This window comes from Niallia taxi, assembly GCF_004005475.1.
Taxonomy (GTDB): domain Bacteria; phylum Bacillota; class Bacilli; order Bacillales; family Cytobacillaceae; genus Niallia; species Niallia taxi.
This window is the reverse complement of record NZ_RZTZ01000020.1, coordinates 18,322-38,649: the sequence shown is the minus strand read 5'-3', so window position 1 is coordinate 38,649 and position 20,328 is coordinate 18,322. Positions and strand designations below refer to the sequence as shown.

Genomic DNA, 20,328 nt, shown 5'->3' with positions numbered 1-20,328 from the left:
TTTTATAATATATTCTTTCAACAAATCGGATTTAACTGTATTAATCCAGCATTTATTCACTCACCATTCAACGTATAGAAGAAGGTATCGTGACCGTAAATGTAGTACCACTACCATAATTACTTTCCACCTTTATAGTACCTTCATGACTTTCTATAATTTGAAAACAAACCATTAAACCAATTCCTGTCCCTTTTTCTTTTGTAGTATAAAAAGGTTCCCCAATCTTATTCATCAACTCTTTTGGAATACCATTACCCTGATCTATTACTTTAACTTGAATATTGTCGTCAATTTCATAAATTTTGAGAATAATTTTTCCACCACTCTCCATAGAATCAATTGCGTTTTTGATTAAATTAATAAAAACTTGCTTGATCTTTGTCTCATCGCAATTAATGTATAATTCTTTGCTCTTGACTTGATTAATAATTTGAATATTATAAAAATTGGCTTGTGATGTAAGTAAAATTATTACTCCCTCTATTAGGTGAACTATATTATGAATTTCACGTCTTTCAGTATGTGGCTTTGCAAGGGTTAATAATTCGCTCGTGATTTGCTAAATTCTTGTTATCTCATCATCTATTACACTGTAATACATACTATTTTCTTGTTCTCGATTCATCAATTGAAAAAAGCCTTTAATTGCAGTTAAGGGATTGCGAATTTCATGTGCAATACTAGCAGCAAGTTCTCCTGCTACTCTCATTTTCTCTGAACGAACAATTATTTTTTCATTTTCTTTTTCCTGACTAATATCTAGAAAGGAATGTAAAATAGATGGTTCACCTTCAAAAAGAAGCTCCACTGATTTAATAATATAATGTTTTTCCTCGCCATTATTTAGAGTGAAATTATGATTATGAACTGTATCTTTTTCTGTTAAATAGGAATATTCTTTATATTTATCAAAGAATATATGTAAATGATGTTTTTTACTGATGTTGTTACTAATAATTAACAATTGTTTTTTGGCAATGTCGTTTATCAAAAGAATTCTAGAATCTCTTCTTATAATGATAGGATTAGGCAACTGTTCAAATACCATTCAAAGCTTTTGCTCACTTTCAGTTATAGCCATATTTTTTATACTTATTAGCTCATTCTCTTGTGCTAATCTTTTATTTATACTTTTAAGATTTCTATACTGTTTTTCTATACTTTTTTGTTTTTCTATTTCTTCTTTTGAAGGAATTTGCAGATAATTTCTATCATACAGTGGAGAGGGAATATATTCACTATCTGTCATAAAATGAGTATGTGTTCTCATCAACTCGTTTTGAATGTAAGCAGAAGTAGTTTGGCCATTATAAGCACAGACAGAAATTAAGTTACTTTTTAAGATAAACTCATCACTATTAGATTCAAATATTCGAAGTCTCTCTAAAGTTGATATATGGTCTGTCAATAGGACTTGCCCCCACGTTCGTATAGTACAACCCATCTCAAAATAAGGATTTAGTAAACCAATTAGATTCCCGGTTTTCTTAAGATTAAATTGATTATCAATAATATAGGTTTCTGTACTATCAACAAATATGAGTCTTTCCAATTGAATTGAATTATAGCCCATCTTTCTAATTTTTTTAAAAACATTTTCGAATGATTCCTTCGTATCAACAAAAAGAATAACTTCATTATTTAATACTCCATCAAGAATAAAATCAACTGCATTATCTATATATTTGTCAATTTGATTAAATATATATAAAATATGAGACCCAGCTCTCATTTTTCCTTTTTCAATCATCTTGAAATCTCCCAACTGACTATTTACTTTATTAAAGACATTATTATACTTTATCAATATAGTTTACATGCAATAGATTTTAAAAATATTTCTGTATGAAATAATACATTCTATGTTTAAATACTAATTTTAGAAAATGAGCGATAACTCCAATAAGCAAGTATTAATCCTTTTTAGAATGTAATCTCATATAACAAAAAAACGTCTAAATCCATAAACGGTTAATACAAAAATTATATAATCGTTAAATAACATACCCCGGATTTATACAAATATATAGGTTATTGATTTTGAGCCTACTGTCTAAAATTAATCCAAAAAAAGAACCTAAAAGGCATATAAAAAGAGGTAGAGGATTGATCCCCTACCATATTAAACTTCTTATACTTTTATAGCATCTTTCAAATTTTTTCCTGCTTTAAAAGGTGCTTTACTTGCTGCAATTTCAATTTCCTCACTTGTTTGAGGGTTTCGTCCCTTTCTAGACACACGTTCACTGACAGAAAAAGCACTAAACCCTAAGATTTTTACTTTTTCACCATTTTTCATTCCTGTTTTGATTGTTTCCATTTCAGAGTCAACTACTTTAGTTGACTCTTTTTTTGTTAGTTCAGAGCTTTCAGCTATAGTATTAATAAGTTCATAATGAATAAGGAGTTTTATTTCATAACCCTAAGATTTATTTTAATATTCTCCACTTTCCCAACTAATTTCTTTGCTAATCCATATGGAAACTCCTTTACTATTATAAAATGGAGCTTCTTTGAATCCTTTAGTAAATCGGCTGCTGCACTATATAGCCTTAAGTATCTTTTCATTTTTATTAAATCCTTTAATCCACCATCAAGAGTGTCTATTAAAACGACTTCGCAATTTTTAGACCAGTTGACACATCTTCCGTTTCATCTGAATTAATTAAGAATCCTTTTTGAACCCATTGAGTAAAATCTGAAGTAAGCAAATGGGCATGTTTGGGAACCATATCCCCGCCATCACCATTAAAACCATGGTCTCATTATCACCTTGGTGCATAAGAAAAACTTTCCCACCTACATCGTCACCAATAGCAATATAACCCTGTGCATTTTCTTGTGTTTCCCAAGTTTCATTTCTCTCCATTATATCTTGTGTGCCATAGATTAATATTCTACCATCAACAGACAGACCATTATTATCTCTCAGTAAATCCTTATAGGAATTGGGTAATTTAACCTTCATCTTCTCCTCAACAATTGATATTTCCCTTTCACTTGCTGGAGGCATTATGGATTGTCAACATTACCTAGTATTCTCCGAACTTCTTAGTAGGCATAATTAAGCTGTACTGAATTGTCCATTAAAATTAATTTCCACTAGTCAACTTTAATTCAACTAGCATCGGCACAAAGGTACGAGGGGGAGCTAAAAAGAGGAACCTGATAAAGGAAGGAAATAATCCAATGGCACATTATTATAGAATAAATTGAATAATTATTGTATACAAATGTCTTAATAAAAGGTGGTGAAAAAAATGAGTGAAGATTCTCAAGAAGAATTTATTACCGGTGCTAAGTTGGAAGAGATAATATTAGAATTAGAACAACTTAGCTCGTTATGTGAAGAAAAGTCAAAAAGTTGTACTTTATTAGAAAGCCAACGTTTTTACGAAGGTATGGCTATTGCCTATACAACAGTTGCTATAAAGCTTAAAAGTGATTTTGACTACATTGATACAAAAGTCATTGATGAACTATATAATGCATTGGAAAAGAATTCATAGCCATCTGATAATAACAATACATCCTATGGTAATACTGTACAGATTGATAGTTGCTCTTTTTGTAATAAGAGTAAAGATGTTGTTGGGGAGTTAGCAATGGGACCTGGGTATCTATTTGCATCGAGTGTTAGAATTTGGCAAAGACGTCATTAAAGCTCAAAATAAATGTAAAGCTGTAGTTATACTTTAAAATAAAAAAGTATAGCTTTTTTTCTTTCCATTCTTAAATTTGTAAAAGTTAACATTCCACCTGTATTTTCTTTTCTGTTGGTGATACATCTATAAATTTCAAAAGATAATTTAAACAACATCTCTTCTTAAAATCTCATTAAAATGTATAGTCCTACTCCGTATCCAACTTTTCCAATTAGGAATTCATATTATCCTCAACAAAGGTCCCTATTTTTAGGTATTCTGTATGCAACACCTTCTCACTCTTCTTTTGGTAACTCCATTGATTTTCCAATTACTTCATATCCACTATTTTCAAGGTCTATTATTTTGTAGGTTCTTTAAATTATTCTACAATATTTAATTTATCCTGTTAAACCTCAAGTTAATAAGATCATTTTATTGATATTGACCCCCTTTTTTAATGTTCAATATAATACAAATTGTTTTAATCTAAGAAAAAAGAGGTCCATCAAGAGGAGTGAAAGTGGAAAAGTGGAAAAGTGGTCCTGGGTTAAGCTATTATTTTTAAGGAGAGAGGACGAAAAAGAGGAGTAATGAAACCATTAACCCAAGGTTTGCAAAAATAAAAGGATTAAAAGTAAAAATGTTTCATGCATTCGATTTCTATACTGATATATTATCAATTCCATAAAATAAGACATTACAAATAAATAAGCAACCATTAAAATTAAGCCATAAAATCAAGAATGATGTTTTCTAAAAACCAATATTCGGAAATTAAAATTTGGTTTTCCCCTCCATATTGGAGGGGGTTATTTGTATAACTATAACTTTTTGTCTCTCTTTTCCAAATACATTTTCATAAGTTGACTGAATTATAGGACTATCAAAATAAAACCGAAGTGATTTAGGATAAGATGATGAACAAAATATCCTTACTGAAGTTCCTAAGTCACATGAACAATAATACCTTGCCAAATTAGAAAACGATTACTTTAGAACTGCCGAAATTCAAAAGTCTTTAGAGTATAATAAAACTAATAGCATAAATGTATCAGCTGTTACCAAGTCTTCCTATTCAACAGCTGCTGTAACAACTGTTGGTTTGAAACCTTATATAAGATACTTCAAAGAGAAAGAAGTGCTACAAGTAGTTGACCACTTGGATAATTCAAAAAGCTAGCTAAAGTACGCGTCTAATCCCTTGACTGATGCAGTAATAGCTGTTGCTGTTATAAAAAAGAATCCTGGTGGAAAGAGTCGGCAATTCAAATTCTTCGTAAGAAAATAAGAGGTGTCAAATTAACAGTTACTCCTAACAATACAGGATCAAATTATCCAGCAGCATACAGAGGGCTATCAAGATATTAAAACGTCATAATAGAAATTATGGATGATACATGAATAAAATAAGGATTATAATAAACATTGGTGGATGGATATACATTGCAAATCTAATATTAAATAAAATTTTAGCTGAACGAGTAAGCCCCGTTTGGCTTTTTGTCGTGTTATTTTTTATTAATTTGGAGCATTAATTAAGTTCTTTGTTGATTAAAAAAATGTTGTTGTTTCTGTCTTTCTTGCTCTCGGTGTTTTACCTCAAATTTTAACTGTTCATTCCAGTCTTTACCGGATTCATTATTAGGAAGTTCATGGTCAAAATCGTACATGCTGCCATCTTTTCGCTTAATCTGAATCATGCTTAATTTTTCTATAAAGGCTTTTCCACCAGCATCATTATCTACACATAGAGAAACATTATCAGGCGCATCTCCAAGCCTTTCCTTTGCCTTTATAACGTAATTAAGTACGGTATTATATTTTAGGCCCTCCATACTTATTAACCAGGTATCTTGAATTTTTCCTTTATTTAAAGTCGCATAACTCAAAGCATCTACAGAAGACTCAAACATTTTTAAGTTTTTTGGTTCTCCATTAAGGAAGTTAAATCCATAATTGGCCGTTGAGTTTTTCTGTATAGACTTCCAAGACCCTCTTTTAAATTTATCATAGTGGACCGTTCCTTGTTCGCTGCATCCCATCACATTTCCATAATCTTTCCACAAAAAAAGAACATTATTTTTTTTGTCCTGTTTAATGGTTCCCTGATTGTAAAGATACTCCACTATAGCACTGTCAATTTTTCTTTCTTTAACAAGATAATCTCTTGCTTTATCAAACGTATCAACTTCATTTTCTGCTGAATACTCATAAGGTTCACTAATAAACTTAACGTTTTTATTATTTTGATATTCATACTCCTTATTTAATAGGCTGTTCATAGCCCCCATAAAGTTAGTTTGTTCGATTTCTTGAACAAAGTTAATCACATTACCGCCTTTTCCTCTGCTGTTCCAATAAAATGCGTTTTTTCTTCTGTCTATCACACAACTATCATGTTCTACTAGCCGGTAATAACGTTCGTTATCACTCTTTACATCGATTCCGTTTTGCTCACAATAATCTATAATATCAATTGCTTCCGCATGTTTAATTTGTTCTTTTGTAAAAGCCGGCATATAAAATTCCTCCTAATAGTTAAGATCCAATAAATGAAGTCGCGTTCTTGATCACATTTGAAATTGCTTGTACAATGTTTAAATTAAATAGGCTTTCAAAGTTGAGCGCTCTTACTTGGGCAACCAAAAGCAACGTACTTACGATAAAAATAATTCGTTCTTCAAGAAAACCTGTTTTGTAATACACAACACCCAAACCAGAATGAAAAGCTTTGTCCAAAAAGGGTAATAACCATTTAACCCCTCATTTACTAAAGCTATCTCCAACTAAATGTAAAAGGTATCCTAGGTTGAGGCCGATTATAGGGCTAAAAGGCGTAAGGCTAACCACATTATTAGGATCATTGTTACAAAAACGATAAATAGGCCCATTAGAGAATGCGTTAGGCCCCTATGACCAAAAAATCCTTTTATGAGATCAGAAATTCCCCTTGTTCGGCTTCCAATCCAGGAATACGGCTCATCTATATCTGGAAATACTGCACCAAAGGCAACGACTAAAGAAGTGGAAAGATGTGTTTTATACTGCATTTTGCTTCTCTTTTAATAAGATAAAAGAAAGAGCCACTTTTACTTAAAGCAGCTCCTTATCAATCCGAATATTATTAAGATGATTTTCTAACAGTATTTCTAGCTGATTTTGAAATTCCATGCGTTAGAACTCCTTTCAAATGAGTAGATCCGTTAGACAACAACTTATTAGTTTTGCTTCTAACTTTTATATCCATCATTTTGATAACGGACCAATATTCTAAGATGGCCTTTTCTGCTTCCTCTAAAGAATCAAAGGAATTAATACTCACAAGAAATTTTTGTCCTTTATAGTCTAAAATGCGATCCTTTTCATTTTCGTAATAATGCAGCTCATTAGCTTCTAATTCACGATGGATTAAGAAGTTATTATCACTTACTTTTTGAATTAAATAATCAGGTACATTTATTTCACGAGTTAGAATTAAAGCCTTCATATGCTTTGTTTTCATAAGATTTATTACTCCTCCTACCTTTGCATACCCATTCTTAAAGCCATTTGTGCCTTTCTGCCAGCTTCATTTTTAATATCTAATAAGTTGTGGTCTTTCCCTAGTCCTAAGCGTTCATTTACTTGTTGAAAATCCTTTAGCTTAGGGTTTTTAAGGACATTATGTTTCTGCATTTTTTCGTTAAAATCTTCTTTCGGTTCATTTTTAGAAAAAGCTAGATCTCGAATAAATTCTTTATCCAAAGAAAAATGGTCAATCGATTCCTGATTTTGAGCATTAGAAACAATATCTGATACTGTTCCTAACTTTACAGGTTTTGATTGACCATCATAAAAGTAGTATACATTTTTATTATCTATTCTCGGTTCAGGTTCCATACTTGTCATTTCACTATTTGATAAGTGAATGCTATAAAAGTTAAAGGACTGGTAATTACCATTTCTCGTTGATTTTGTCCATTCCTCATCTGTATACATTAGCATTTTCACCTCTTCAGAAAGGGACTTTCCATCATGCGTTTTAAAATATATATTATCATCTGGAATTGCTTTTCCTGTCAGTTCACATTTTACTTCTTCCTGCTTTATCTCTTGATCTGCAATCTTTGAATATTCACCATTAGTTGCATTTGCCAATTCGCTTTCTTGTACTTTTATACTGTTCAGTTCAATCCTAGTCTGTAACTTTGTTAGGGCTTTCCGGTCATTATCATCTTTATAATAAGTAGTATCAATCCTGTCATATTCTAATTTATCTCGGAAAATTTGTTCTTCGATACCAGGTATAGGGTTGATATCTTTACTATCTTCTTGCCAATCTTTAATTTGATCTTTCAACTCTTTAAATTTAGGAATGTCTTTACCACGTACCAAATCATATAAGTTAGTTGAGGTTAATTCTTCTTTCGCATCAATTTCATTCCGGTATACATTGACTTCCTGCATAACTTGGTTTATTTCATCCTGGTTTAAATGTTTTTCTACAGCTTGTGTACGTTCAACTGTTCCATTAGATAGGTTTTCATAAAAATTTTCTGACCAAGGATCAATATTTATATTTTTTCTAAGGGAAGCTTCATCTGCTATCAAAATGTTACTCATATAATGTAATTGTCTATCGTTAAATTGCGGCTTCACTTCTTGTTCATTTGCTACCTGCATTTCTTTTTCCTTTTCCTCTGAAATGACAGTATCCATAATCTCAATAAACTCTTTAGCCGTTTTATGAACACCTTCCAATGCCTTTTGTTTATCTTCAATCTTTTCTCCGTTTTGCGTCCATGTTGCGATATACGGAATAGCCTTTTCGGATGTATCCATTCCAAAATGTTTACACACAATATAGGAGGTTAATTCTGCTTGAAATTCCTTTGTAGCTCTTTCCATATTGTCATATTCTCCACCCTTAATGTGCAGCTTCGCATGAGCCAATTCATGAATAGAAGTTGCTAATGCTTGGGTTTCGGTGTTACGACTATTCATGACAATTTCTTTTCCATCTTTCCCTTGAACAAAGGCCCCTTTGGAAACTCCTAATTCTGTTACACCTAATTCAGATAGTCGCATATCTCTTATATCAATCTTTAATTCTTTAGAGACAGCTTCTATTCCTTTTCTTAAATGCTCGGTATTTCTACCTTCCTCTATTTGAAAATTAAACTGTTTATTCGGGAAGATTTTCGGTAAATCTTCAATTGGTGCATTGGTTTGGGATATATCAAATACATGACCAACTTTAAAATTAGCAATTTTTCTTGTTGGGATCTGACCGTCTTTAATCATTTTCTTTTCTTGTTGTGTGGCCTGTAAAAGTTGTTTCATTTCTCCATTAGCATCTTTAAATAGAGTAACAGGCGCATAACTTAATATTTGTATTCCCTTCTCACCATTTTGTACAGAATAGCCTTTATCCTTCCAATCTTTAAAGCTTGCAACTGCTTCAGCGCCTTCAAATTGCTGCTGGATAAGTGCTAAATTATTCGCTGAATAGGAATGAAAACGAGACATAAAGTCAGCATATTCTAAAACGTCTTCAACTGATTTTGTGTACTTTTCAATTTGCTGTAATGCTTTTTCGGAGATAGCTTGAATTTCTTGTTTTCTTTCTTCACTTGTTTTACGGTTATACTTTGGATTAGCCAACGATAACACCTCTTCTTTCATCATACTCAACAAAAAGGAATAAATTATTTTCTACTGCCTGATCAAATTGGTTCGCGTAGAATGCAATCCTTTCATCGGATACACTTACTTCTTTTCTTTTATTAAATACATAGTTAGCTAGAATCAATTTGTTTGATTCTGCATCGATTTCCTCAATCATGAATAGTTCTCCAACTGAATAATCGTTTTCCATTTCTAACATGTTCCTTTTCCTCCTAGCATTTTATTTAGTTTTTTCTCCTTTTTAAATAGATTAGAAAGCATACCTTTCACCTCCTTTAAGGAATAAAAGACTAATAACTAAAATTCATTTCTTTCCTGTTCCCGGGCAATTCTTTGTTGCACTTGTTCATGTTCTTTTTCTGCTCTGTACTTTGCATAATCATCATTTACTGCCCGTTCTAATTGGTGCATGGTTTTTCGACTTATTAAGGGCTTTTTATAGCTGCCTTTTTTATAATTTGTTTTCTCTTTATAGCTACTTTCTTGATTGGTTTTTTTTGAATAAGGATTATCTAGATAATTCCTTTTCATTACTTCAGAATCCGTTGATTGTTTTTTCATTTGAGCTAATAAGGCGTTTCCTAACCTCTTTTGAATGTCTTTCTTTTTATTCCATCCATAATCCTTGTCAGCTCTTTGAGTATCACCAAACAACTCTTTTCTATAGCTACTTTCTTCTTCTGTTTTTTCTAAGTACTCTTTGTAATGAGGGTTACTTCTCATTAAGTATTCTGTGACGTAATCAATTTTATTTCTAGTTTGATTTGTCACATGTTTGCTCCCATATTGCCAATGTTTTTTATTTGCCGGCAGCACACTATATATGTCTTTTAATATCTTTACTTGTTCGAGGTATTCCTTATCTTCTGCATACGTTTGTTTAATCTCATCAACTAGTGTATTTCTCAATTCGGAAATCCTGGAAAGTTCGGCCGTACGATCTATTAAGGCATTCGCAAAAGTGCTTTTCATATTATCAATTGTCTTTTGTTTTCGTTTGCCTTTAGGAGCTAAGTAAGAAACACCATCTTCTTCTACCGTCATTAATTCCCTTGTGTTTTGAAGCTCCACTGTGCCGTAATGAATATGAATATGTTTTGTGTTTCGATGAATAGAAGCAAACCAGTAACCGGACTCTATTTTTTCATCTTTAAACATACTATCCATCATCTTTCTACTAGCATATTGAATTTTCTTTTCATCTAATTCATTTGTTTTTGGATTGAGCAATTTCTCTTTTATTAGAAAGTCATTATCAAAACTAATGACATCTTGATAAAAAACAGACCCATTATTTTGTGCCTTCTTAATAGTGTCATGTACTTGTTCTAGATCTTTTGTAGTTAAGGTATTATCAATTGAAAAAACACCTTCTTTTATTTCTAATGAAGGTGTTTTTGCTTCACTTATTAAATTTTGATTCGGCAAGTTAGAAATAGAATATTTTATTACTTCCAATTCTTTTTCCTCATCAAGAGATAACTTCTTTTTCTTTTCTAATGCATACTGCCGACTCATATAAGAGAAATACTTACTAAAGTCTGTTTCACTTTGAAATTCATTTTTTGTTTTTAATATCGTATTGGCTTCTAATTCTTTTTCGGAAAGATCCTCTTCTTTATTTCCTAATAAGTACGCATTCCCTTGTTCCATATCATATCTACGAATGACATTTTGAATCCTGGATAATTCCTTTTCTTCTGCTTCTGTTAAACTCTTTTCACTTCCTAACAATGCTTCTTTCCTAGTCATATAATTTACATACGTAGAAAAGCTTTTTGCTGTTGGTGTTGTAAATTGAGAAGTTAATATCACACTTGGTTTTACCATCTTACCCCTTCTTTCTAGTTATATAGACCAATTAAATGCTTTAGGTTTTTCCTGCTTTATTTCCTTTTTTTCTTCTGCAATTGGTTCTGAAGTTATCATATTAGATCTTTTTACATTAGTCTTAATAGTTGTGGATCTTTGAATTTTATTTTCCACATTTCTTTTTGCATCTTGGTATATATATGTTTCATCTATATTGTTAATTGCTTTAACGCCTTGTTCATGAAATCCACCAGCAATCATTTCTGTAAGGAGATCAATATTCTTACTCATTGCATTTAATTTTCTTGTTAGAACCTCTTCTTTGCTTTCATCGTTTTGATTAGTAGATAAAAAAAGTAAAGCGTATCGAACTGCTTCTGCATAGTTCTTAATTCCAGGATTATTTTGAATTAATTCATCCATTATATCTATCGTAGTTGGAGTAAATCGAATGTACTTACCTATATATTCATTACTCATAATTTTTCCGCTCCTTCATCTAAATCAATTCCGGTTGCAAGCATATGAAAAAGACGGTTATTACTATTAATAAAGTTTTGCAAAGTCTTTTCTTGTCTACTTAAAGTGGTAACCAAATTATCGACTACATGGTCAAATTTATCTTCTTTTAATTTTGTTAAGCGTAATTCACAATCATTTTGAATTAACATTTTTATATATTCATTTCTACTAAAATTCCTTCCTAACTTTTCTGTTAACTCTTCACTTCTCTTATCAATTTCTTTTATATAAGAAGGATCAATATCCCTAATTAAAATATCCATTTAAGTACCCCTTTCTTTTAAGAACCTCTTTTTAGTAAAGAGCATAAGGAAACCTGATATCACTTTTTAAAAAAAGTGTTAAATAGGCTGTGCCTATTAGGTTTCTAATTATAATTGCTGATATCACTTTTTTTAGTAGAGATATGGTCGAGATATACCGTAGATATAGTGGCGATATACCGAAATATCTCTAGAGATATAGTTGTTTTTTTAATTGATTGCTGCTTTTTTCTCTTCTAATAGCTTCATCTTTTCGTTTAATTCATCAATATTTTGATTAGATAAATCTATTTTTTCTTCAAATTGCTGAATCTTTGTTTTATTACTATTCACATCTTTTTGTGTTGTAAATTTCTCCGATTCCGTTTGATAAGACATTTCATTTTCTAGTTTTTCAATCGTCTTATTTACTTCTTCAATAGCTAAATTATTTTTGCTAATTTCCTTTTTACTTTCTTCTATTTGCTGTTCAATCTCTTTTTGTTGATAGCTTATATACTCTATTTGATACTGCTTTTCTGTACCTATTTTCAGCTCATTGTTTTCTATTTTTCTGTTTTCATTGATATAAATTTTTACTTCACGATCATTTAAATCATCCACTTTTTCTATTTCAGGGTGAACGTATTCCGGTTTAATCGTTGTAGATAAGACAGAATAACCTTCCGGTATTCCCTTTATGATTGCTACAACATAATTATCATTTACTTTTGTTACTTCTACATCTAATTGCTTACGATCTTTTATATATTGACTGGATATTTGATACTCGATGTTAGATAAATTACTGTTTGAATTGCTTTTTTCAATAGAAAAATCCAATCGCATAAACTGCTTTTCAGGATTATATTCTTTCTTTGTTAGGGCCAATTCAACACCGTTATTTATAGGATAATCTTCATTCACTTTCGCTTCTGCATAAGAGTAATTGCCGCCAAAGATCATAGGAGAAATAAAGATGAATAAGAATGTTGCCACAAAAACTCCAAAGCACGTTAAGTATAATTGTGTTAAACTTAGCTTCAGTTTCTTTCTAAATTGAATGGCTTTTTTTCTGATTTCTAGTAGTTTTTCCTTCAAATGACTTTCTCCTTTCTTCGTTTCACAATTCGTACATTAGGATCAATATTCTCAAATTTAATGTTTCTGTATTTTGGTTTTTCATCCTGGTTATTTGCTTTTTCACGTATTAATAACCATACAACTTTGTTTCCGTAATTTAAGTCAAACCACTCTACTTTGATTTCAATTGTCTGTGTTGGTTTCGCATTATGATAAAAGACAAGATAACAATTCTCTTCTGAATAATCATGTTTTGGTGTTAATCGATCAATTGTGGTCATCAACTATATCTCCATCCTTAAAATTTTAATTAATCGGGTAATAGGTATAACTATTAACTTTTATTTGTCCTTTTTTATCTTTAATTAGTTCCATTTCTACCAAGCTATGTTCTGTTGTTTTCCCTTCTGTTCCTTGTGTTTTATAAGTCACATCTCCAATGATTTTTGTTTGATCTGTAGAAGAATCAAACCCTGAAATATATAAAATCACGTTACTTACTTTTGCGGAAAAAGTAGGATCAGAACTTAATTGAGAAGGATCATTATCTGTACTTTCTGGTGCTACTTGGTTTAATAATTCTGCTGTAGTAATTGGTGTTAACTTTTCTCTACGTTCGTTTATGGTGTTAGTGGAATAGGTTAAATAATCTGTTATAAATTCATTCGCTATTGTTTTAAAGGCTTCTTGTTGCTCTAATTCTGTTTTAGAAAGCTCTTTTCTTTCCTGTGGATCTAAGCTTTTTATTTCGTCTTGTAGGCCCTGTATTTCGCTTTGTAACACTTTTATATTGGTCTCTTTTTCTTTTAACTCTTTATTAAATTTATTCGAGGAAACAGCTTCTTTTGCATAAAGATTTTTATAGAGTACTCCATTCAGTACCAAGGATAGAATTAAAAAAAAGGCTACAATATATAGCCCTTTTCCTGATTTCTTTGCTTTATTAATGTTCATATTTCTTTTGCTCCTATCTCTTATTTAACAACTCTTCTGATGCTATCAAAGTGGGAGGACCAATAAGAATCTGTCCAATAATGATAGCCAATACCGGACCCGTTAGAGTCATACATGCGCGTTTCATCTACATAAATTCCTACATGGCTTATATGATCTGGCGTCCCATACGTCCCTTTAAAGAACACTAAATCACCAGGTTTTGCATCTTTAATGTCTATCTTTTCGGTTGCTGCCCATTGTTGAGTTGCAACGCGTGGAAGGGTAATTCCTGCTTTTCCAAAGGCATATTGAACCAAACCAGAACAATCAAAGCCCATCGAAGGCGTATATCCACCCCAAGAATATGACCAACCAATATACTTAATCGCTTCATCCATTACCGTTTTAAAAACATCGTCCCCAACGGGGATTTCTGCACTTCCTGAAGCAACATATTGGCGTACTAAATCAGCGTAATAGTAGTTACCACCATTATTATATAAGTACGTTTTTCCTTTTGCCTGTGAGACAGCATTGATATAAGAATAGGTAGCTCCTAAAGTATTTCCAAGACTAGGAGCTACTACATCTTTAGAATATTTTTCTGCAACATCGGTAGAATGTTCTTCCTTATGATTAGCTAAATAAGTCACATAATTTCCACCAAAGTTATAAGATTGAACCATTGCCCAAGGATCAGTTAAACCTAGCGCTTCCGCATTTGCTTTTATTCCTGCTAAGTATTTAACCCCTTGCTTGATGCTTGCTTTTGGATTAGTTATGCTTCCTTTACCGTTCCCTGTACTTTCGGAAGATTGCATGACATCGTTGCCTTCTCCCCCTGTTTCTACTTGAATAATAGCTAATATATAAGGTACTAAATCTTCTACTCCTTGTTCTTTTGCTTCCTTTTCCACTGTCTCTTTCCATTGTAATGTTGCTTCTGAAAGATTCATTCCAGTAGATCCACTAAAGGAACCGGACTTACTTCCTGATGTACCAGCTATTGCAGCAACTGCAGCTATTAATAGAAGAATAGCCAGAGCTATAAGCAAAAACTTTACATTGAAAAGAGCTAATATTTTCTTAACTACTCGGACTGTTTTCACAGACCCTTTAGCGGTACTAACAGCGCCTTTAACCGGACTTTGCTCCATCTTATTGACCACCTTTGAAACGTGCTAATTGGTCATGTTCTGGATCAAATGTGACGGTATAGGATTCACTGGAAGACGTTTGAATAATAGCCTGTCCGATTTTTAATTCCGGTAACATGGAATACTCGGTATCTGTTAAAGAATCCCCCAATACGTCTTTCATCCGTCCCATTACCGAGTTATCTAAGTTTAAAAATACCTTATAAGTAGTCAATTCAAAGACGGTTTTAATGATCGCTACACTCTTATCACTTGCACTTTCAGGAAGAATTTCGTTTGGTGATTGAGTCGCAAAAAACACACCAGCGCTAAATTTACGCATTTCTCTTTCAAAAGAAACAACATATTCAACGGCAAAAACATTGTTAGAATTAATAATGTTATGGCACTCATCTAATAGGACCATGAAGTAACGAAGATTTTCATACGATACTTTACCTTCTTCTAAAAAATGCTTTATTTTTCGTCCATTTTTTAATGCATGATTCCAAATTAGCGTTAATGCTGTGAATAGTTGACAGTTAAAAACAGGCTTGTCCAATTGAGAAATACCATCAATATCAAAGAAGACAATTTGCTCATTTTCAAAGTTACTTACTCGAGAATGTCCATCAAATAAAGGGCCATACTGATTCACCATCTCATCTACCATAATCTGAATCATTTCTAATGTTCGGATACGTTCAGGCGTTGGCTTGCTGTACTTTACAGATGTTTTTAAATAATGGCTAAATTCACTCATAATCGGGTATTGTTCCGGTCTTAAACCCGTTATTTTAATGGTTTCTGGTCTCATTTGATAATCAGGAGACAAAAGCCCTTTGTATACGTAAAAAGATCTTAAAAGCCCTTTAAATTCCGTTACTTCAATCTCAGTAATTTGAGGATTTAAGAAACGAATCATGTTAGCTACTTTCGAGATATGCTGCATAAAAGAGCCTAGCTCATCTACTTGATCCCCTTGTACATTCGTCATAGTCGCAAACACTTCCAATGGATTAATACCCCCATTAGAAAGATCAATAATTTTACCATTTTGCGACTTTACTAGTTCGTAATAATCTCTTGCTTTATCAAATCCACGAATAAAAGCATTTTTAGCAACAAGTCCTTCTTCTAACATTTTCATAAGTGTTGATTTACCGAATCCCATTTTTCCTAATACAAATCCATTAAATGAACGTCTTGTTTGTGTTGAATAAAATGGATCTAACAAAAAAGGCCCACCTGTGGAGGTTTGGCCTAAGTAAATTCCTCTTGGATCTTTTAAAGAAACATGGTGAAATGGGATTCCTCCCCCTACAGAAGCAGAAGGTAATGGCTTTCCTGGTCTTGTATCGTTAAACTTGGTTTGTTGTTCATAGCTAGTAAATAAAGACATCCATTCTTGCTTACTTTGGAATAAATAAATAGTTGTTTTATGATTCATTCCATTCAATTCTTTTTTGGTATCACTCATTCTTTTTTCTAATTCTTCCAGGGAAAAATCATAGAAGAAAATACGACAATGAGCTACTTTAACTACTTCTCCACCTTGGGTAATACTTTGGGCAAAGCTTCTTAAATTTTGTAGTTCATAATTGGCATCGTCTCGATCCGTAGAACGTCTTTCCGTATCTTGTCGATCTCTTAATTCACCGATAGAACGGTTGATATCCTTAATAACTTCTTCCTTGTTTGCCGTTGCCAGATCTAGGGTTGCAATAGTATTTTCGATATTCATAAGATTAACTAACCATAAAGCACTAACATCTTCCGCAAACTCATAAACATGTAAACAGCCTATATGTGCATCACCAGTGTTAATATATTTTTCTCCAAATCGTACACCGCCTTTTGGCTGTATTTTTGAGATGAAATTAAGATCATAACCCTTTTCTCTTAAACTTACTTTCTGTTTTTCTTTTAATCTCATGTTTTCATTCCCCCTAGACTTCTGTATTCATGTTATTTAAACGAATTAAAATGTTCTCTATATTGTCTCTTTCTACAAGCTGTAAATCGTACTGTTTACCGCCTAATCTTGTCATATCTCTAACGCGAAGCTCTAACTCCTTTTGACTTTTTTCGTACACGACAATAAAGAAAGTAAGCTCTGTTAGATTATCCTCGACCCACGTTACTCTTCTTAAATTGTCTACAGCCAGGCGAAGCATTACTTCGTGTCTAATCATTTCTGATTCTGGCACATTGTCAGCCATTAAAACCCTTCGATATTTGTTAATTCGACTCTTCCAAAACATTTGCTGTTTCGATGTTTCAGTAGAATAAGTCATAGAAAGGATTTTAAAAGGCTCTGTGTATACTCTGCATATACTAGTTAGTTGAGAAATCATTCTGTTTAAATCGGAATTGTTCATCGAAACTAAATCATTTGTTTTTACTCTTAAATAAGCTTGGTATTCATTCTGTTTATCTATAAGGAAGCCTTCTTTTGTCACTCTTTTATAAGGCATAATATCGATAATCGGTAAGTCATTACTTTTAAAAGAAGAAAACAAAACGTCAAGAATCGTAGTATCTTGACGTTTCTGTTTATTTTCAGCTACTTTCATCACCGTTTTTCCGTCCTTTCCTCTAAACCAAAGTCTTTAATCTCTATAGCATGGTATTTATTCCGGTCCATCTTGAATAGATAGAAGAGAATATTATAGTTGCGATCCGTGGGATGACTGGGAGTTTTCGCGCATAAGAACATCCCGAATGCAGCCGACAATATATAATAAAACATCGTCATTCCTGGTCCGAGTGGTATAACCTTTTTTACATATGTCGCGATCATGAGCATACCTACCACAATGCCTATATCCACTAAGTAAAAAGCCCATAATTTAATTTCCTGTTTGGTACTCTTTGGATTGGTATACATTCTTCTTCATTCCTTATTTTTTATTGATAAAGTCAAATCGAGAAGGTTTTATTTCTTTTCTTGATTCATAGTTATTTAATCGTTCACTGAAATTAATTGTTTCTGTTTTAGTTGAAGTAGTTTGAACATCTTGAACCACCTTTTGAGAAACCGTATCTGGTGCTCCTGAAGCAGCTCTTTGAACATCTTGAACTACCATTTGAGAAACTGTATCCGTTGCTCCTGAAGCAGCTCTCTGAACATCTTGAACTACTTTTTGTTTTACATCGGTTTTAGGCCCCATTGATCCTTGCTGTACATCCTGGACAATGGATTGTCTTGTAGATGTGTTGGTAGGACCTGAAGTTGTAACATCTTGACTGATAGTTTTACCTGAACCAGAAGGAATTTCCCCATTTGAAGTAGCTTTAACATTAGCTGCAATATCCTGGCTTTTTGATGGCATAGTAGCTTCTTGAAGCTTCATGGTAGCTAATATTTCTTCATTTGTTCGGCCTTTACCATTAGAAGCATTCATTGTTGGTGAATCACCATTATTAGATGTAGAAGCATTATTTACACTATTACCGCTAGGCGTTCCTGACGAGCCTGTATTTTGCTCTGTTTTTCCTTGTAATGTATTTGATTTATTTTCGTTTTGAGTAGCTTGTGAAGCCTCATTTTCGCTGTTTGGTTTGCTTTGAGCACCAGCTTTATTGCTACCATTCCATCTATCCTTGTTATCTTGCGCTTGTAAAGCACCACTTACAGCCCCTTCACTGAAGCTATCTTTAACCCCTTGAACACCATTAGAAACGACCTTAGTTCCCTGTTTAACGGCGCCTGAAATACCTGAACCAGTACCTTTAAGGGCATCTTCTGCCATTCCACCTAAGCCACGTTCATTCATGTAACCAAGTGCTTTTCCTGCACTATTAACACTACCTTTAAGACCGCCTAATTTCTTAGGACCATTTTGACCTTTTAAATCATCATTTACAGATTTACCATCTTCATTTGCTTCATCTGCTAATTTATCTTTTGTGCTATTGTTATCTTGTTTTTTACTTGCCATATTAGAAACTGACCCACCTGCTTTTTTTGCTAGGGATGCAGCGCCTGCAGCTACACCAAGAGCGCCTGCCATTTGTACAAATCCATCTTTTAATCCAACATCTATGCCGAAGTATTTCATAATCGTATTAGATCCTTTAATTAAGATGAATGTAGCCGAAACAATGGATACTAGATAAATAAAGATATTTACATCTGAAGATCCTAAGAAAGTTAAAAATATCGTATAAAAACGGAACATTAAACCGGTAAAACCAATAAGCATAAAGGCGTTACATATATCCATTACTACTTGTTTAGTTCGCTGTCCTGACTCTAAATCAGTCGCGAATACAAATAAGGCTACAATTCGTTTAATTCCAATTTCAATTATCGTTGTGGCAAAAATAAATATGGTGAAGAAATAAGCAAATCCTAAAGCAGTCAATCCTACAAACATTGGAAGGAATTTAGCCGGAAATCTAAAATATCCGGTATCAAAGTTATCCGAGAAGAAAGATAACCAACCATCATCAATTTCCAATGCCTGATATTCCCCTGAAGCATCTGAAGTAAGCGTGTATTTTAAAGCTTCTAATTCGTCCATATCTTCTGCTTCTATATCGCTTATTGAATCTGGTGTAATAATCTCGGCCATATCAACGCGTTTAAAAATACTAGGTTTTAAAGCATTTTTTTCCGTTCCTTCTGCATCATTTTCTATTAAGTCGAAACCATTTTCTGCAACATACACCAAGTCAGCTGTATTTTCCTTAATTAGATTCCAACTTAAACCAGAATTTTCTCCATCTTCACTTGTTTGAGTCGCATCATAGAATTGAGTAGAAACATCTTGTAAAGCATCCATTAAAGTAGGTAATCCTAAAAGTAAGAAAGATGAGATAAATATATTAACTCCTACCGATTTAAAGTTAGGAGGTTGTTTAGCTATTATGGTTTTAAATCCTATATATACTAAGGTAAGTATCATAAGGACTAACACAAGATCATTCATAATAGCCTTTGATATTCCTTGTAATCCACTATCATTTAAAAAATCTAATAAACTTAAAGTTTCAGGTATTAATCCTTCTAAAGTGGACGTTATAAAATACAATCCCTTTATCAATGCCCATCCTAAAGCATGTAACATATAGGGAAAGAAGGAACCATATTGAAGCCAGTCAGAATGTCCCTTTAAAAATTTCACAATGTCTTCCGTGTCTTCTTCCCACCACCAAGTTATTGCAAAGGCATTTATAGGAAAGAACCAAACGGCTAAACTTATACTTAAAAAGCCCAAGGCAAAGAGTAGTTTCTTTTTATGTAACTTCATTATTAGCTCCTTTCAAAACAAA

Annotated in this window: 23 protein-coding genes; 1 reads left to right on the top strand and 22 read right to left on the bottom strand. The window is 32.6% G+C overall.

Annotated features, from left to right (window positions below):
- Positions 1 to 67: 67 nt before the first annotated feature.
- From EM808_RS29325 to EM808_RS29315, 6 genes are all read right to left on the bottom strand, one after another.
- On the bottom strand, positions 68 to 379 hold the full coding sequence (locus EM808_RS29325; protein WP_259347171.1) for a sensor histidine kinase: 312 nt from the start codon (positions 377 to 379) through the stop codon (positions 68 to 70).
- Positions 380 to 562: 183 nt separating this feature from the next.
- The gene (locus EM808_RS25815; RefSeq protein WP_127742284.1) at positions 563 to 1,051 is read right to left on the bottom strand and encodes a histidine kinase dimerization/phospho-acceptor domain-containing protein; all 489 of its coding nucleotides are present in this window, start codon (positions 1,049 to 1,051) and stop codon (positions 563 to 565) included.
- Complete coding sequence (locus EM808_RS25810) at positions 1,052 to 1,753, bottom strand: MEDS domain-containing protein (RefSeq protein WP_127742282.1); 702 nt, start codon at positions 1,751 to 1,753, stop codon at positions 1,052 to 1,054.
- A gap of 381 nt (positions 1,754 to 2,134) precedes the next feature.
- Entirely contained in the window at positions 2,135 to 2,404 is a 270-nt protein-coding gene (locus EM808_RS25805) for an HU family DNA-binding protein (RefSeq protein ID WP_412758989.1), read from the bottom strand.
- A gap of 8 nt (positions 2,405 to 2,412) precedes the next feature.
- Positions 2,413 to 2,571 (bottom strand): hypothetical protein, encoded by a 159-nt coding sequence (locus tag EM808_RS29320; protein ID WP_235856720.1) that lies wholly within the window; start codon positions 2,569 to 2,571, stop codon positions 2,413 to 2,415.
- A 97-nt stretch (positions 2,572 to 2,668) separates the two neighbouring features.
- Positions 2,669 to 2,971 (bottom strand): SMI1/KNR4 family protein, encoded by a 303-nt coding sequence (locus EM808_RS29315; protein ID WP_235856719.1) that lies wholly within the window; start codon positions 2,969 to 2,971, stop codon positions 2,669 to 2,671.
- Between the two features lie 292 nt (positions 2,972 to 3,263).
- On the opposite strand from EM808_RS29315, the gene EM808_RS29310 reads away from it, so the two are divergent.
- Positions 3,264 to 3,512 (top strand): hypothetical protein, encoded by a 249-nt coding sequence (locus tag EM808_RS29310; protein ID WP_235856718.1) that lies wholly within the window; start codon positions 3,264 to 3,266, stop codon positions 3,510 to 3,512.
- Between the two features lie 1,673 nt (positions 3,513 to 5,185).
- On the opposite strand, the gene EM808_RS25790 is transcribed toward EM808_RS29310, so the two are convergent.
- The 16 genes from EM808_RS25790 to EM808_RS25715 all read right to left on the bottom strand — a co-directional run bounded on the left by EM808_RS25790 (position 5,186) and on the right by EM808_RS25715 (position 20,306).
- The gene (locus EM808_RS25790; RefSeq protein ID WP_127742278.1) at positions 5,186 to 6,169 is read right to left on the bottom strand and encodes a DUF3991 domain-containing protein; all 984 of its coding nucleotides are present in this window, start codon (positions 6,167 to 6,169) and stop codon (positions 5,186 to 5,188) included.
- 300 nt (positions 6,170 to 6,469) lie between these two features.
- Positions 6,470 to 6,700: a metal-dependent hydrolase gene (locus EM808_RS29300; protein ID WP_235856717.1), complete on the bottom strand. Its 231-nt coding sequence runs from the start codon at positions 6,698 to 6,700 to the stop codon at positions 6,470 to 6,472.
- 74 nt (positions 6,701 to 6,774) lie between these two features.
- Positions 6,775 to 7,152, bottom strand: coding sequence for a hypothetical protein (locus EM808_RS25780; RefSeq protein WP_127742276.1), 378 nt, complete (start codon positions 7,150 to 7,152; stop codon positions 6,775 to 6,777).
- 17 nt (positions 7,153 to 7,169) lie between these two features.
- Complete coding sequence (locus EM808_RS25775; RefSeq protein ID WP_164849801.1) at positions 7,170 to 9,317, bottom strand: ArdC family protein; 2,148 nt, start codon at positions 9,315 to 9,317, stop codon at positions 7,170 to 7,172.
- The gene (locus tag EM808_RS25770) at positions 9,286 to 9,516 is read right to left on the bottom strand and encodes a DUF5511 family protein (RefSeq protein WP_127742272.1); all 231 of its coding nucleotides are present in this window, start codon (positions 9,514 to 9,516) and stop codon (positions 9,286 to 9,288) included. The genes EM808_RS25775 and EM808_RS25770 overlap by 32 nt, the downstream gene beginning before the upstream one ends.
- A 98-nt stretch (positions 9,517 to 9,614) precedes the next feature.
- The gene (gene mobP2, locus EM808_RS25765; protein WP_127742270.1) at positions 9,615 to 11,147 is read right to left on the bottom strand and encodes a MobP2 family relaxase; all 1,533 of its coding nucleotides are present in this window, start codon (positions 11,145 to 11,147) and stop codon (positions 9,615 to 9,617) included.
- Between the two features lie 18 nt (positions 11,148 to 11,165).
- On the bottom strand, positions 11,166 to 11,609 hold the full coding sequence (locus EM808_RS25760; protein ID WP_127742268.1) for a hypothetical protein: 444 nt from the start codon (positions 11,607 to 11,609) through the stop codon (positions 11,166 to 11,168).
- Positions 11,606 to 11,914, bottom strand: coding sequence for a hypothetical protein (locus EM808_RS25755; protein WP_127742266.1), 309 nt, complete (start codon positions 11,912 to 11,914; stop codon positions 11,606 to 11,608). The genes EM808_RS25760 and EM808_RS25755 overlap by 4 nt, the downstream gene beginning before the upstream one ends.
- A gap of 210 nt (positions 11,915 to 12,124) precedes the next feature.
- Positions 12,125 to 12,994: a hypothetical protein gene (locus EM808_RS25750; RefSeq protein WP_127742265.1), complete on the bottom strand. Its 870-nt coding sequence runs from the start codon at positions 12,992 to 12,994 to the stop codon at positions 12,125 to 12,127.
- On the bottom strand, positions 12,991 to 13,257 hold the full coding sequence (locus EM808_RS25745; protein ID WP_127742263.1) for a DUF5513 family protein: 267 nt from the start codon (positions 13,255 to 13,257) through the stop codon (positions 12,991 to 12,993). Before EM808_RS25745 ends, EM808_RS25750 begins: the two co-directional genes overlap by 4 nt.
- Before the next feature lie 25 nt (positions 13,258 to 13,282).
- Positions 13,283 to 13,930, bottom strand: a complete 648-nt coding sequence (locus EM808_RS25740; RefSeq protein WP_127742261.1) for a molecular chaperone Skp — start codon at positions 13,928 to 13,930, stop codon at positions 13,283 to 13,285.
- 20 nt (positions 13,931 to 13,950) lie between these two features.
- Positions 13,951 to 15,069: a bifunctional lytic transglycosylase/C40 family peptidase gene (locus EM808_RS29720; protein ID WP_127742259.1), complete on the bottom strand. Its 1,119-nt coding sequence runs from the start codon at positions 15,067 to 15,069 to the stop codon at positions 13,951 to 13,953.
- A gap of 1 nt (position 15,070) precedes the next feature.
- Positions 15,071 to 16,984 (bottom strand): VirB4 family type IV secretion system protein, encoded by a 1,914-nt coding sequence (locus EM808_RS25730; RefSeq protein ID WP_127742257.1) that lies wholly within the window; start codon positions 16,982 to 16,984, stop codon positions 15,071 to 15,073.
- Positions 16,985 to 16,997: 13 nt separating this feature from the next.
- Complete coding sequence (locus EM808_RS25725) at positions 16,998 to 17,627, bottom strand: hypothetical protein (RefSeq protein WP_352308867.1); 630 nt, start codon at positions 17,625 to 17,627, stop codon at positions 16,998 to 17,000.
- Positions 17,624 to 17,938, bottom strand: coding sequence for a DUF5592 family protein (locus tag EM808_RS25720; RefSeq protein WP_127742254.1), 315 nt, complete (start codon positions 17,936 to 17,938; stop codon positions 17,624 to 17,626). Before EM808_RS25720 ends, EM808_RS25725 begins: the two co-directional genes overlap by 4 nt.
- Before the next feature lie 13 nt (positions 17,939 to 17,951).
- Positions 17,952 to 20,306 carry a pLS20_p028 family conjugation system transmembrane protein gene (locus EM808_RS25715; RefSeq protein WP_127742252.1) on the bottom strand — a complete coding sequence of 785 codons (2,355 nt, stop codon included), beginning with the start codon at positions 20,304 to 20,306 and terminating at the stop codon, positions 17,952 to 17,954.
- Between the last annotated feature and the right edge of the window lie 22 nt (positions 20,307 to 20,328).